Source organism: Nocardioides turkmenicus (genome assembly GCF_011045035.1).
GTDB classification, from domain to species: Bacteria; Actinomycetota; Actinomycetes; order Propionibacteriales; family Nocardioidaceae; genus Nocardioides; species Nocardioides turkmenicus.
Map to the genome: position 1 here is coordinate 37100 of NZ_JAALAA010000014.1, position 12931 is coordinate 50030.

Sequence of the window (12931 nt, forward strand, 5' to 3'; positions counted from 1 at the left end):
GGAACAACTGCTCCAGGTTTCGCGGCGTTCGCGATCGAGTGGGACCATGGAGGACGTGAGCCACACCGATCAGCAGCCCGCCCAGCCGTCGAATCAGCCGACGAGCGAGCAGCCGGAGGTCCCGGCGCGCAGCTACCCGCGTACGTTCGGTGCTCTCATCGGGTCGATGATCTTCCTGCTCGCCCTCGTCGTCCCGATCGTGCTGATCGTGCAGTGGCGCGGCAACCTCGAGCGCGAGGTCAGCGGCGCCAACGAGACCTACAAGGCCGACTGGTCCGAGGCCGTACGCAGCGCCCAGGCCGCCGACCTCGACGTCGTCTACCCGCGGGAGCTGCCCTCGGGCTGGTACGCCAACACCGACCCGTCCTACAAGGGCGGCGAGGAGCCGGCCTGGACCATGTCGTTCGTCAAGGGCGAGACCTCCTACGTCGGCCTGGAGCTCTCCGCCCGCTCGGCGCAGGCGCTGGCCCAGAAGAACGTCGACACTCAGGCGAAGAAGGGCGACGAGGTCAGCATCCCGACCGATGTCGCCACCACCTGGACCGAGTGGACCGACTCCGACGGCGACAACGCCTACTCCGCCGAGGTCGACGGCCAGACCCTGATGCTCTGGGGTCCCAAGGACGGCGACGTACGCGACTACCTCGCGCTCCTCACCACCGAGCCCCTGAAGTAGAGCGGCTCGCCGCTGGTCGAGCCGCCGGAGCCGCTAGGCGGAGGCGTGTCGAGACCAACACAGCCCATCGGCGCTTGACGGGACTGTGTTGGTCTCGGCACGCTCGCTGGCGCTCGCGGCTCGACCAGCGGAAGGGTCAGTCTTCGCCGATCGCGGCGTCGATCTTCTTCCGGGCGCCGTCGAGCCACTCCTGGCACAGGGTTGCCAGCTTCTCGCCGCGCTCCCACAGGGCCAGCGACTCCTCGAGGGTGATGCCGCCGGCCTCGAGCTTGCGGACGACCTCGACCAGCTCTTCGCGGGCCTGCTCGTAGGAGAGGTTCTTGTCGGCATCGTCAGTCATCGGCGGGGTCTTTCTCGGTCTTGGTGATGGTTGCGGACAGGCGGCCGTCGGCGAGGCGGATGCTGACGGCCGCGCCCTCGGCGGCGTCGGCGACGCTGGTGAGCACGTGCCCGTCGGCGTCCTGGGCGACGGCGTAGCCCCGCCGCAGGGTCTCCAGCGGTGAGAGCGCGCGGGCACGCGCGCGATGGTGGCCGATGTCGTCGGCCGCCCGGTCGAGGGCGTGCCCGACGGTGCGACGGGCACGATCGCGCAGCGAGGTGACCTCGTCGCGCCGGGCGTCGATCAGGGAGCGCGGGTCGGCCAGCACCGGGCGGGAGCGCAGCGCGTCGAGCAGCGTCTGCTCGCGGTGGAGCAGCGCGGCGATCCCGCCACGCAGCCGGTCGCGTCCGGTGGCGACGATCCGCTGCTCCTCGACGACGTCGGGCACGACCAGCTTGGCGGCATCGGTCGGTGTCGAGGCCCGTACGTCCGCAGCCAGGTCCAGCAGCGGTGAGTCGGGCTCGTGGCCGATCGCGGAGACGACCGGGGTGCGCGCGGCGTGCACGGCCCGGATCAGGTGCTCGTCGGAGAACGGCAGCAGGTCTTCGACGGACCCACCGCCGCGGGCGACGACGATGACGTCCACCTCGGGATCGCGGTCGAGCCGTTGCAGTTTCTCGACGACGTCGGCCGCGCTGCGCGACCCCTGCATCGCCGCGTACGCCACCTCGAACCGCACCTGCGGCCACCGTCGCCGCGCGTTCTCGAGCACGTCGCGCTCGGCCGCGGAGTTGGCCGCGGTGACCAGGCCGACCTTGGTCGGCAGGAAGGGGAGCGGTCGCTTGAGCTCGGCCGCGAAGAGTCCCTCGGCGGCCAGCAGCTGTCGCCGCTGCTCGAGCCGGGCGAGCAGCTCGCCGAGCCCGACCGGACGGATGTCACGGGCCTGCAGCGAAAGGGTGCCGCGGTTGGCGTAGTAGGACGGCTTCGCGTGGATGATCACCGACGCGCCCTCGACCAACGGCGGGTTGAGGCTGTCGAGCAGGAACCGGGTGCACGTCACCGGCACCGAGATGTCGGCCACCGAGTCGCGCAACGTCAGGAAGACCGTCTGCATCCCCGGCCGCCGGCTCAGCTGCGCCACCTGCCCCTCGACCCAGACCGCACCGAGCCTGTCGATCCAGCCGCCGATCGCGTTCGCGATCTGCCGCACCGGAGCGGGCGACTCGGGGGAGGTGTCCAGGGCCATGTCGCCAACCCTAGAGCGGCCCACCGACATTAGAGCTGTCACGCCACGGTCTCTAGACTGAAGCCATGAGCATCGACCTCGGCACCCCACGCCTGATCACCGACGACGAGAAGGCCGTCCTCCTCGCCGAGCCGCGCGGCTACTGCGCGGGGGTGGACCGGGCCGTGATCACCGTGGAAGAGGCTCTGGACCTCTACGGCGCACCGGTCTACGTGCGCAAGGAGATCGTGCACAACAAGCACGTCGTCGACGACCTCCGCAACCGCGGGGCGGTCTTCGTCAACGAGCTCGACGAGGTCCCCTCGGGCGCGACCGTCGTCTTCTCCGCCCACGGCGTCTCGCCGGCGGTCCACGCCGATGCCGCGGTGCGTGAGCTGAAGACGATCGACGCGACCTGCCCGCTGGTCACCAAGGTCCACCTCGAGGCCAAGCGGTTCGCGCGCGAGGGCTACAGCATCTTGCTGATCGGCCACGCCGGTCACGAGGAGGTCGAGGGCACCATGGGCGAGGCGCCGGAGGCGACCACGCTCGTCGAGGGTCCCGACGACGTACCCGGCATCGAGGTCCCCGACCCGTCCAAGGTCGTCTGGCTCTCTCAGACCACTCTCTCGGTCGACGAGACCATGGAGACCGTCGCCGCGCTCCGGGAGAAGTTCCCCGAGCTGCTCGACCCGCCCAGCGACGACATCTGCTACGCCACCCAGAACCGCCAGCAGGCGGTCAAGGAGATCGGCGCGACCAGCGACCTGGTCATCGTCGTCGGCTCCGGCAACTCCTCCAACTCGGTCCGCCTGGTCGAGGTCGCTCTCGAGGCCGGCGCGAAGGCGGCCTACCGTGTCGACGACGCCAGCGAGATCGACGAGTCCTGGCTCGACGGCGTACGCAGCGTCTCGGTCACCTCCGGTGCCAGTGTGCCCGAGAAGCTGGTCGAGGGTGTCGTCGAGTTCCTCAAGGAACGTGGCTTCCCCGACGCCAAGGCCCACAAGAGCGCCGAGGAGTCGCTGATCTTCGCGCTGCCCAAGGAGCTGCGCAAGGACTTGAAGGCGGCCGCGGCAAAGGGTTGATCCCATCCCGCCCGTGGGCGTTAGGGTCGAGGGGTGGCCCGATTTCTCGACGTACACCCTGACAACCCGCAGCCCCGTCTGATCAGCCAGGTCGTCGATGCCCTGCGCGACGACCAGCTGATCGCATACCCCACCGACTCCGGCTACGCGCTCGGCTCTCGGATCGGCAACAAGGACGGCCGCGACCGGATCCTGCGGATCCGTGGTCTCGACGACCGCCACCACTTCACGCTTATCTGCAAGGACTTCGCCCAGCTCGGCACGATGGTCCACGTCGACAACAGCGCGTTCCGGGCGATCAAGCACGCGACGCCGGGGCCTTACACGTTCATCCTCCCGGCCACCCCTGAGGTGCCGCGACGGCTGATGCACCCGAAGAAGAAGACGGTCGGCGTACGCATCCCAGAGCACGCCGTCGTGCAGGCGCTGCTCGAGGAGCTCGGTGAGCCGTTGCTGTCCTCGACGCTGATCCTGCCCGGTGAGACCGAGCCGGAGGTCTTCGGCTGGAACGTCAAGGAGGCGCTCGACCACCAGGTCGACATCGTGATCGAGGCGGGCGAGACCCCGGCGGAGCCGACCACGGTGGTCGACTGGTCCGACGGTCAGCCCGAGGTCATCCGCGAGGGTGCCGGCGACGTCTCCGGCTTCCTGGCCATGGACTGAGGACCGACGTCAGGAGGCGAGCGCGCGCTCGCGCTCGACCTCGTCGCGGGTCTCGCTGCGCTGTCGCAGGACCCGGCGGCGCATCAGCAGGGAGCCCAGGCAGAGCGCGTAGCCGATGAAGAGGCTGATCGCGTGGTGTCCCAGGCCGCTGACCACGGCCTGGACGAAGCCGTCGTCGGCATCGGCGATCGACCCGGGCTGGGTCGCGGCCAGCAGGATGAAGATGCCGAGCATGATCAGCGGCGGGAGCACGCCGACCACGAAGAAGTCGCTGGGCCTGACGATGAGCGCGAGCGTCACCGCGATCGCCACGAAGGTGAAGTCGAAGAGCAGGCCGATCTGGTCGTCGATCAGCAGATCGACGAAGGTGACCGTCAGCGAGGTGGCGGATCCGAGCGCGACAACATGGCGGCCGGACTCTCGTCCTTCCTCCCAGATGGTGCGCTGACTCATGGGGTCACGATCTCTCGTATGCAGCCTGTGTATCAGAACCCACGGTAGGGCCCTCCACACCGTCATTTTCGGCGGCGCGCCGATCATCCTCCCTTACGCTGCTCAGCCGCTCCACAGCGCGTATCTCGACGGGGCGGGGCGTCTCCAGATCGGCGTCGGTTACCGATAATTCATTGAAACGACGGGCGGCCACGAGCACCCGGTTGTCGAGGGATCCGATCGCCTGGTTGTAGCGGGTCACCGCGGTGTTGAGCGACCGCCCGATCCCGTCCAGGTGGGTCGACATCGTGGAGAGCCGTTGGTGCAGGTCACGGCCGAGCCGGTGGATCTCCCGGGCCTGCTCGGCGAGCGCCTCGTGGGACCAGCCGTGGGCGACGGTGCGCAGCAGCGCGATCAGCGTGGTCGGCGAGGCCAGCACGACCCGGCGCTCTCCGGCGTACTCGATCAGGCCCGGCTCGGTCTCCAGCGCCGCGGACAGGAACGACTCCGCGGGCACGAACAGCACCACGAACTCGGGCGACTCATCCAGGAAGCGCCAGTAGGACTTCGAGGCCAGCTGGTCCACGTGCGTACGCAGCTGGGCGGTGTGTCGGCGCAGGTGGGCGCGGTAGTCGTCCTCGTTGTCCGCGGCTGCGGCGTCGAGGTAGGCGTCGAGCGGGACCTTGGAGTCGACGACCAGCTCCTTGCCGCCGGAGAGGTGGACCACCAGGTCGGGGCGCAGCCGTCCGTTCTCCAGCTGGACCTGCTCGGAGAAGTCGCACTTGTCCACCAGGCCTGCCAGCTCCACCGCGCGGCGCAGGTGCATCTCGCCCCAGCGGCCCCGGACCTGGGGCTTCCGCAGCGCCGTCGACAGCGACCGGGTCTCGGTCTGCAGCCGCCCGACCTCGGTCTCGAACTGTCCCTGCCAGCGGGCCCGCTCGCGGTCGAGGTGCTGCATCTGGTCGCTGAGCCGGTCGAGCCCCTGCATCACCTCGGCCTGGTCCACCATCCCCGCCGCGACCGTCTCCACGCTCCGCGCACGCACCCAGAGCACACCGAGCAGCGCACCCAGGACGAGACCGATCGCCAGCCCGAGTACAAGGATCCAGATCTCCATACCTCAGATCCTCGCAGGCACCACCGACAATTTTGTCTGCGATTGCTGCGCAACTCGCGCAGCGCTTGCGCTTGACCCTCGTCTTCCTCCGCTCCGTTCGTCGCTTCGCTCCTCACTGCGCTGCGTCCAGACGAGGGGCGCTCCAGCGCTGATCATGACCGCCGAAACTTGTTCGTGGTTGCATGGAGACATGGCTTACGACGCCGAGCTCGCTGAACGTGTCCGTGCCCTGATGCCCACCGATGTCACCGAGGTGAAGATGTTCGGTGGGCTGGCGTTCATGGTGAACGGCAACATGGCGTGCGCGGTGGGCGCCGACGACCTGCTCGTACGCACCGGCAAGTCGGCCTACGAGGCCGCGATCGCAGCCGGGGCGGAACCGATGGTGATGGGCGCCCGGACCATGTCCGGCTACGTGAACGTCGCCGCCGACCTGCTGCGCGGCGACGCGCTCGCCGACTGGGTCACGCGCGGCGTGGAGACGGCCGAGTCGCTGCCGCCGAAGCCACCGAAGTAGCGGGTCCCGGCAGCGCTCGGTCGGCGAGGTCGACAATGGCCCCGGTGACCGCTCGGGGACGGCGACGAACGAGGCCGTTGTGGCGCTGTTGGAGTTGTACGCAGACGGGACCATTTCGGTGCGAGCTGGGACGTAGCCCTTGACCTCTTTACTTCGGCCCGCGAGGCTGAGGCCACCACGGCAGTTCCATCAGGAGGGCGGAACATGGAGCAACTCTCGGGCCAGGACGACAACCTGACCGCTACGTTCTACATCAAGGATCCCGATTCGAGCGGTGGCGATGACTGCGAGACGTTCTACGAGACCGATCGGGACTCGTGGATCGTCCAACTCAAGGCGCGCGGGGAGAGTGTGCGGGAGCAGTTGGTTAGTCTCGCGCCGGATGAGACGTTCGGCGAGATGTCCGACCGCACCGTGAACGCATTCGTCAAGAAGTACGCCAAGGAGCGTTATGGAGTTGATCTCGGCTGAGCAGCGCACCGCGCTGATCTGGGCAGGCCGTCCCTTCCTCAAACTTGAGTTGCGTGACTGGTACGCCATTGACGACGAGTTGCTCGATGCATGGCGCAACGGGGACGAGGAGACCGTCACCAAGTATCTGACACCGTGGCGCGACAGGGTTGCCTCCGAGGCTGCCGCTGGTCGACGTGTCCGGCGAGTCCGGGTCGTGTCTGAGCCGCTCTCGGAGTACCAGCGAATGTTGGTCGACACTAGCGGCTTCGCGGTCGAGGCCGGCGAGGAACTCCGTTGGCTCCCGCGACGCTTGACCTCAAACCTTCCGCTGCCTGGCAACGACTGCTTCGTGCTCGATGACTTTGTCGTGTTCAACGTGCTCGGCGGCAATGCCGAGCGCACCGAGATCCAGGTGCACCGCGACCCTGAAACAGTGAAGTTCTGCCGTGGAGCGTTCGAGGCCGCCTGGGACCTCGCCACGCCTCACGGCGAGTACGTGGCAACTTGAGAGTTCGCCGTGGCTGACCAGCAGCCATCAGACGCTGCTAAACGTGCCTTCGCCATTCGACTCCGCGACCTCCGCCTGGACGCGGGTCTGAGTGGTGTGGCTCTGGCTGAGCGCTGCGGCTGGAACAAGTCGAAGATCTCCAAGATCGAGCACGGTGGCCAGAGCCCGACCGAGGCCGACGTGAAGGCGTGGGCGACCGCGTGTGGAGCCGAGGATCAGATACAGGCGCTGGTCGCCGCACGCCGCGAGGTCGAGCAGATGTGGCTGGAGTACCGCCGCGAGCTCCGCGCCGGCATGAAGCACATCCAGATCCGCAGCATGCCGCTGTTCGAGCGGACCAAGTTGCTGCGCGTCTACGAGGCCGTACACATCCCGGGCTACTTGCAGACTTTCCGCTACGCGGCAACGCAGTTCGAGATCCACGCCCGCCACCACGGCCTCCCCGTCGAGGACGCCGAGGACGCAGCTCGAAACCGCCTGGAGCGGCAACGACTGCTAGGCACGGGCACGAACGCGTTCATCTTCGTCCTGGAGGCATCGGCGCTCTACAACAACATCGGCGGGGCTGAGGTGATGAACGAGCAGTTCGACAGGCTGCTGGAGATTGCCGCTATGCCCTACGTCTCGGTTGGGATCATCCCGCTCGGGCAGCCTAGGACCCTGTTGTTCCCCGGCGAAGGGTTCTACCTGTTCGATGACCAACTCGTTCGGCAGGAGTTCTGGTCGGGCATGCTGCGCAACTCACGTCCTGAGGACGTGGGTTACTTCCTGCGCACATTCGACGCGCTCAAGGCTCAGGCGGTCTTCGGCTCGGCGGCAACTGAGCACGTCGAGACCGCACGGGCACGACTTCGAGAAACCTGAAGCAACTTTCTGGCAGCGCGTGCTCGGGCCGCACGAAACTGACGGAGCCCGAGGCGGCCGAAGGGTTTCCTCCGTTAGCGGTCGTCTCGGGATCCAGTTTCGATCAACGAAGGTGCGGCGATGGACTCAACGACTTGCGGAACGTGCTTCCTGGACTGGCCGAGGTCGGAGAGGCATCCCCCGTGCCTGAAGTTGTCCCCCGAGGAGCGCAGGCGGCTCGGGGCGTTGGGGTCGTACAAGCCCGTCCATGAGGACCCACGAGAGGTAAGCGCATGAAGTTCGAGTTCCGCACGTCGACCAAGTGCTCCTACGACAACTCTGACCCGAGGTGCGTGGAGGTCGCGACCAACCTCCCCGGCAAGGTGGCGGTTCGCAACTCCGTGACCGGCAAGATCGTCCTGTTCACGGCGACTGAGTGGACAGACTTCCTGGCCGGTGCCAAGGTGGGGGAGTTCGACGTTTCGTAGGGAGTCGTCATGGATGCGTGCCCGCAATGCAGCGGCAGTGTTGAGGCAGACCCCGAGTACCCTGGCGTCCTGCGCTGCATGTCCTGCTGGCAATCCTGGTTCACCCCCAAGGCATGCGCCGGTCGCCGGCCCATCCTGAACGCCGCCCTGCGCAGCCTGACAGACGCCAGAGACCTACGCCGCTAGCACTGCCTAGTGTCCTCGTTAGAGGCTGCCGAGTTCTACGAGCCTCAACTGTCGCTAGCCCTCGATGCTTTGTGTGAACTCGAAGCGGGGTAACGGCGCACTGCGGTGGAGGGGAGGCTCCGGGCCTTCGCTGGCGGCGTACGGCGAGCCTCGCGCATCTCGCGGGCAATGACCGCGCGCGACTCTCCACCTCGGAGCCTGTGGACCGCTTTGCGTCCGCGAATGTCGAGGTGAAGATCCTCGGGCAGCAAACCCTTCTCCAGGAGAAAGGTTGCCAAGCTGGCGTCGTTCTCTCCGAGGCCGTATCGGAACCACACGGCCCTTCCTGCCTCTGAGATGCCCGCTACGTCCCACGAGTTGGAGCGCGTCTTGGGTACTGCCTGTTGGCGAGGGGTGACCGAAGGTTGGGGCGTTTGGATTCCGGATCGTTGCTGGATGCGGGATCGGCGGAAAGCCATCTCGGCGTGGAGTGTGACGGTGGACGATGCGGACTTTACGAACTCGCCCATCGACTTCAGTTGTTCGAGGACTTCCTGAGACTCGATCCCGAACTCTTTGCTAGTTCGTGGACCCGGGTTTTCGCCATGCTCGCTCCCTGAGTGCGTCGCTCCGAATGTACGGATCGACCCCTGCCAACTCGCCTTCCCCTCGAGTTGTACATACAGGGGTAGCGTACTCAGTGGGACGTACACCGACGCGCGACGCGCCGAACACGTGTTCGGTACACCGTCTCCGGTCAGTCGGCTAGGTCCACGATCACCGGAGCATGGTCGGAGGGGGAGCCGGTGCCGATCGCGGGATTGCGCTCGTCGAGGTCGACGAAGGCGCCGGTGACCCGCGAAGCGAACGACGGCGAGCCGAGGACGAAGTCGATGCGCAGGCCGCGGTTGCGCTCGAAGCGCTGCCGGTAGTAGTCGAAGTAGGTGTAGGCCTCGGGACCGGGTACGAAGGGGCGTACGACGTCCTTGAAGTCCTTCTCGATGGCGAAGAAGGCGTCGCGCTCGGCGGGGGTGAGGTGGGTCTTGCCGACGAACTGCTTGGGGTCGAAGCAGTCCTCGTCGTAGGGGCAGACGTTCCAGTCGCCGACCATGGCCGAGGGCCCGTCGTACCAGGCGGTGGCGGCCTTCTGGAGAGCGGCGAGCCACTCCAGCTTGTAGGCGTAGTGGGGGTCGTCGGGCTTGCGGCCGTTCGGCACGTAGACCGAGGTCACCCGCACCCCGCCGCAGGTCGCGGTGAGCGCCCGCGCCTCGGCGACGTCCCTGAACGACGGCATCCCCTCGAACCCGACCTGGATGTCGTCCAGGCCGACGCGGGAGATCAGCGCGACGCCGTTCCACTGGTCGTACCCCACCGAGGCGACCTCGTAGCCGCGGGCCTCCAGCCCCATCGTCGGGATCTGGTCGGGCTTGGCCTTGGTCTCCTGCAGGGCGAGCACGTCGATCGAGTGACGCTCGACGAAGGCCTCGACGCGGTCGATGCGGGAGCGGATGGAGTTGATGTTCCAGGTGGCGATACGCACGCCCGTCAGACTATCCACTGGCGGTCGTGGACTACCGTTTGAGGCGTGGGCAGCGCGACGATCGAGATGCACGGGGTCCGTCGTCTCTATGAGCAGGCCGACCTCTCCACGCTGGTAGCCCTCGACGACATCGAGCTGACCATCGAGCCCGGCACGTTCGTGAGCATCATCGGGCCCTCGGGATGTGGCAAGTCGACGCTGTTGCGGCTGGTCAGCGGGCAGGAGCGGCCCGACGCCGGCACGATCACGGTGTGCGGACTGACGCCGAGGGAGGCGGCCGAGGCGAAGGCCTTCGGGTTCGTGCCGCAGTCGCCCGCGCTGCTGCCGTGGCTGAGCGTGCTCGGCAACGTGACGCTACCCCACAAGGTCAACCGGCAGCGCCCAAGAGACAAGTACGACCGTGGTCGCCCCGACCTCGAGGCGATGCTGCGCGAGGTCGGTCTGGGGGAGTCGCTCCACAAGCTCCCCGCCGAGCTGTCCGGCGGCATGAAGCAGCGGACCGCGATCGTACGCGCCTTCGGGCTGCGCCCCGACGTGCTCCTTCTCGACGAGCCGTTCGGTGCGCTGGACGAGTTCACGAGGGAGGCGCTGCAGGAGCAGTTGCTGGAGCTGTGGGAGCAGACCCGCGCGACCGTCGTCTTCGTCACCCACTCGATCTCGGAGGCGGTCAGGCTCTCGGACAAGGTCGTGGTGATGGCTCCGCGTCCGGGCCGGATCACCGACGTCATCGACATCGACCTGCCCCGCCCGAGGCACCAGGAGATCATCACCTCGCCGGAGTTCCACGCCTACGAGCTCACCCTCCGGGAGAGCCTGCGAGACGCGTTCAGCCACAGCGAGGTCGTCCGTTGAGTCGTGTGATCGGCGAGGTGGTCGCCCCGGCCACCGGGACGAACGGCGCGCGGAGCCGCCGGCGCCGCGCGAGGATGCTCCGGCCGGCGTACTGGCTTCCCTTCGTCCTCCTCCTCGTGGTGCTCGGGTTCGGCTGGGAGGTGGGCGCGCGGCGGATGCCCTACCTGTTCGCACCGCTGGGCGACATCGCGAGCGTGCTGACCGGCGACCCGGGCTACTTCCTGTCCAACACCCTGGTCACGCTCGGCGAGGCGCTGGTGGGGCTCGGGATCGGGTTCCTGGCCGCCTTCGCGCTCGCCGTGGTGGTGAGCGAGATCGGCGTGGTACGTCGCGCGGTGATGCCGCTGGCCGTGGTGCTCTCGGTGACCCCGCTGGTGGCGATCGCGCCGCTTCTCGTGGTCGCGCTGGGCTTCGGGATGGGGCCGAAGGTCGTGCTGACCGCGCTGGTCTGCTTCTTCCCGATCCTGATCAACGTGGCGACCGGGCTGCGGGCGGTGCCGGCGCCGGTGCTGCAGGTCTACCGCACGGTGGCCGCGAGCCGGCTGGAGGTGCTGCGTCACCTGCGGGTACCGGCCTCGCTGCCGTACGTCTTCGCGTCCCTGCGGATCGTCTTCCCGCTGTCGATGATCGGCGCCGTCGTGGCCGAGCTCTCCGCGGCGGGGTCGGCCGACGGCCTCGGCAGCGTGATACAGGTGGCCAGCTCACAGAACAGACTGGCTACGGTGTGGGCAGCGATCTTCGTCCTCGCGGCGCTCGGGTCGTTGCTGTTCTGGCTCGTGACGCTCACCGAGCGTCGAGTGCTCCACTGGCACGAGTCCTGATCCTTGCGTTGAAGGAGCCCTTCATGTCTCGCGTACGTCCGATCGCTGCTGCCCTCACGTCGGCGGTCGTCCTGCTCGGTGCGCTGACCGCCTGCGGGCCCTCACAGAACTCCGCCGGTGAGCAGGGGAGCGCGGTCTCGGCCGAGCGCTGCGCGCAGAACGAGAAGGCCGGCAAGATCACCTACATGTCGGGCTACTACTGGCAGGCGTCGGCCTCGATCATGGAGGCCATCGCCGCAGATCAGCTCGGCTATTTCAACGACCTCTGCCTCGACGTCGAGCTCCAGCCGGGCTCGGGCGACGTCTCCCAGAACGCCAAGCTGATCGCCGCCGGGAAGGTGCAGGTCGGGCCGCTCTCCGAGCAGGACATCATGACCTCCAACGCGAGCGGCCTGAGGGTGCTGGGCGTCTCGTCCTACTCCAACGCGGGTCTCGACGTGCTGATGACCGGCGCCTCGATCACCGACCTGAAGCAGCTCGAGGGCAAGACGCTCGGCCACAAGGGCTGGGTGCCGGTGGGCGTGCAGGCGATGCTCGCCGAGGCCGGCGTCGACATGGCGAAGGTGAAGCAGGTCAAGGTCGGCTACGACCCCGGCGTGCTGCCGCGCGGCCAGGTCGACGCGCTGGTCGGGTTCGTCTCCAACGAGCCCAACCAGCTGAAGGAGGCCGGCGAGGAGGTCACGGTCTGGGAGCCGACCGACTTCGACGTGCCCGGTTCCCTCGGTGCCTACTCCGTCAATCCCGCCTGGGCCGAGAAGCACCCCACCGCCGTCGAGGACTTCCTGAGGGCCGTCCTCAGGGCCTACACCTACTGCGCCGCCGCCGACCACGTCGAGGAGTGCATCGGCTACCAGCACGACCTGGCCGGCGCCGAGTCCGACGAGAAACACGAGACGGCCATCTGGCGCACCGAGGTCGCGGTCGCGGCCGACAACCCGCTCCCGGGCAAGTTCGGCTCGGTCGACCCCGACAACGTCGCGGCGCTGGCCGGGGTCGTGACGGCGTACGCAGGTCAGAAGGTCACGCCAGAGCAGGCCGCCTCCTGGTTCGACTCCTCCTTCGCCGAGGCCGTCGTCGACGACAACGACAAGGTGATCTGGCCCGCTCCGTGACGCTCCCAGCGGCAAACGCAGGAATTCATCTCGAAACTTTTGCCTGTTCAACGGTAATTTCGCCGCAGTTTCTATAGTGCACCCCTAGTCGTAACGCTTGAATCTCCTGTGGCCG

At 67.7% G+C, this 12931-nt stretch carries 16 protein-coding genes; 11 read left to right on the forward strand and 5 right to left on the reverse strand.

All coding sequences use genetic code 11. The annotated features are described in order from the left end of the window. Window positions 1-55: 55 nt before the first annotated feature. Entirely contained in the window at window positions 56-676 is a 621-nt protein-coding gene (locus G5C66_RS16705; RefSeq protein WP_165112098.1) for a DUF4245 family protein, read from the forward strand. Between the two features lie 136 nt (window positions 677-812). Here G5C66_RS16705 and G5C66_RS16710 read toward each other — a convergent pair whose 3' ends face one another. After that, window positions 813-1016, reverse strand: a complete 204-nt coding sequence (locus G5C66_RS16710) for an exodeoxyribonuclease VII small subunit (RefSeq protein WP_165112099.1) — start codon at window positions 1014-1016, stop codon at window positions 813-815. Beyond that, on the reverse strand, window positions 1009-2241 hold the full coding sequence (gene xseA, locus G5C66_RS16715) for an exodeoxyribonuclease VII large subunit (RefSeq protein ID WP_165112100.1): 1233 nt from the start codon (window positions 2239-2241) through the stop codon (window positions 1009-1011). The genes G5C66_RS16710 and xseA overlap by 8 nt, the downstream gene beginning before the upstream one ends. 65 nt (window positions 2242-2306) lie before the next feature. On the opposite strand from xseA, the gene G5C66_RS16720 reads away from it, so the two are divergent. Both G5C66_RS16720 and G5C66_RS16725 read left to right on the forward strand, forming a co-directional pair. Beyond that, complete coding sequence (locus G5C66_RS16720; protein ID WP_165112101.1) at window positions 2307-3305, forward strand: 4-hydroxy-3-methylbut-2-enyl diphosphate reductase; 999 nt, start codon at window positions 2307-2309, stop codon at window positions 3303-3305. Between the two features lie 33 nt (window positions 3306-3338). After that, complete coding sequence (locus tag G5C66_RS16725) at window positions 3339-3968, forward strand: L-threonylcarbamoyladenylate synthase (protein WP_165112102.1); 630 nt, start codon at window positions 3339-3341, stop codon at window positions 3966-3968. 9 nt (window positions 3969-3977) lie between these two features. Here G5C66_RS16725 and G5C66_RS16730 read toward each other — a convergent pair whose 3' ends face one another. Continuing rightward, on the reverse strand, window positions 3978-4421 hold the full coding sequence (locus tag G5C66_RS16730; RefSeq protein WP_165112103.1) for a DUF6542 domain-containing protein: 444 nt from the start codon (window positions 4419-4421) through the stop codon (window positions 3978-3980). 4 nt (window positions 4422-4425) lie between these two features. After that, window positions 4426-5517: a DNA recombination protein RmuC gene (locus G5C66_RS16735; protein ID WP_165112104.1), complete on the reverse strand. Its 1092-nt coding sequence runs from the start codon at window positions 5515-5517 to the stop codon at window positions 4426-4428. A 190-nt stretch (window positions 5518-5707) separates the two neighbouring features. On the opposite strand from G5C66_RS16735, the gene G5C66_RS16740 reads away from it, so the two are divergent. The 5 genes from G5C66_RS16740 (at window position 5708) to G5C66_RS16760 (ending at window position 8326) form a co-directional block, all read left to right on the forward strand. Continuing rightward, entirely contained in the window at window positions 5708-6034 is a 327-nt protein-coding gene (locus G5C66_RS16740; RefSeq protein WP_165112105.1) for a TfoX/Sxy family protein, read from the forward strand. A 204-nt stretch (window positions 6035-6238) separates the two neighbouring features. Beyond that, a complete protein-coding gene (locus G5C66_RS16745) occupies window positions 6239-6505 on the forward strand; it encodes a hypothetical protein (RefSeq protein WP_165112106.1) in 267 nt (88 codons plus the stop codon). Further along, window positions 6486-6995: a DUF6879 family protein gene (locus tag G5C66_RS16750; RefSeq protein ID WP_165112107.1), complete on the forward strand. Its 510-nt coding sequence runs from the start codon at window positions 6486-6488 to the stop codon at window positions 6993-6995. The genes G5C66_RS16745 and G5C66_RS16750 overlap by 20 nt, the downstream gene beginning before the upstream one ends. A gap of 9 nt (window positions 6996-7004) precedes the next feature. Beyond that, on the forward strand, window positions 7005-7859 hold the full coding sequence (locus tag G5C66_RS26890; protein WP_165112108.1) for a Scr1 family TA system antitoxin-like transcriptional regulator: 855 nt from the start codon (window positions 7005-7007) through the stop codon (window positions 7857-7859). A gap of 272 nt (window positions 7860-8131) precedes the next feature. After that, entirely contained in the window at window positions 8132-8326 is a 195-nt protein-coding gene (locus tag G5C66_RS16760) for a DUF397 domain-containing protein (protein ID WP_165112109.1), read from the forward strand. A gap of 922 nt (window positions 8327-9248) precedes the next feature. Here the strand turns inward: G5C66_RS16760 and G5C66_RS16770 are convergent. Beyond that, window positions 9249-10031 (reverse strand): exodeoxyribonuclease III, encoded by a 783-nt coding sequence (locus tag G5C66_RS16770; protein ID WP_165112110.1) that lies wholly within the window; start codon window positions 10029-10031, stop codon window positions 9249-9251. Between the two features lie 45 nt (window positions 10032-10076). Between G5C66_RS16770 and G5C66_RS16775 the strand changes: the two genes are divergently transcribed. Genes G5C66_RS16775 through G5C66_RS16785 form a run of 3 tightly spaced genes read left to right on the forward strand, consistent with a single transcriptional unit; the run spans window position 10077 to window position 12816 of the window. Next, entirely contained in the window at window positions 10077-10883 is an 807-nt protein-coding gene (locus G5C66_RS16775; RefSeq protein WP_338144206.1) for an ABC transporter ATP-binding protein, read from the forward strand. A gap of 5 nt (window positions 10884-10888) precedes the next feature. Then, window positions 10889-11704: an ABC transporter permease subunit gene (locus G5C66_RS16780; protein WP_165112207.1), complete on the forward strand. Its 816-nt coding sequence runs from the start codon at window positions 10889-10891 to the stop codon at window positions 11702-11704. Between the two features lie 23 nt (window positions 11705-11727). Continuing rightward, window positions 11728-12816 (forward strand): ABC transporter substrate-binding protein, encoded by a 1089-nt coding sequence (locus tag G5C66_RS16785; RefSeq protein WP_165112111.1) that lies wholly within the window; start codon window positions 11728-11730, stop codon window positions 12814-12816. Window positions 12817-12931 lie beyond the last annotated feature (115 nt).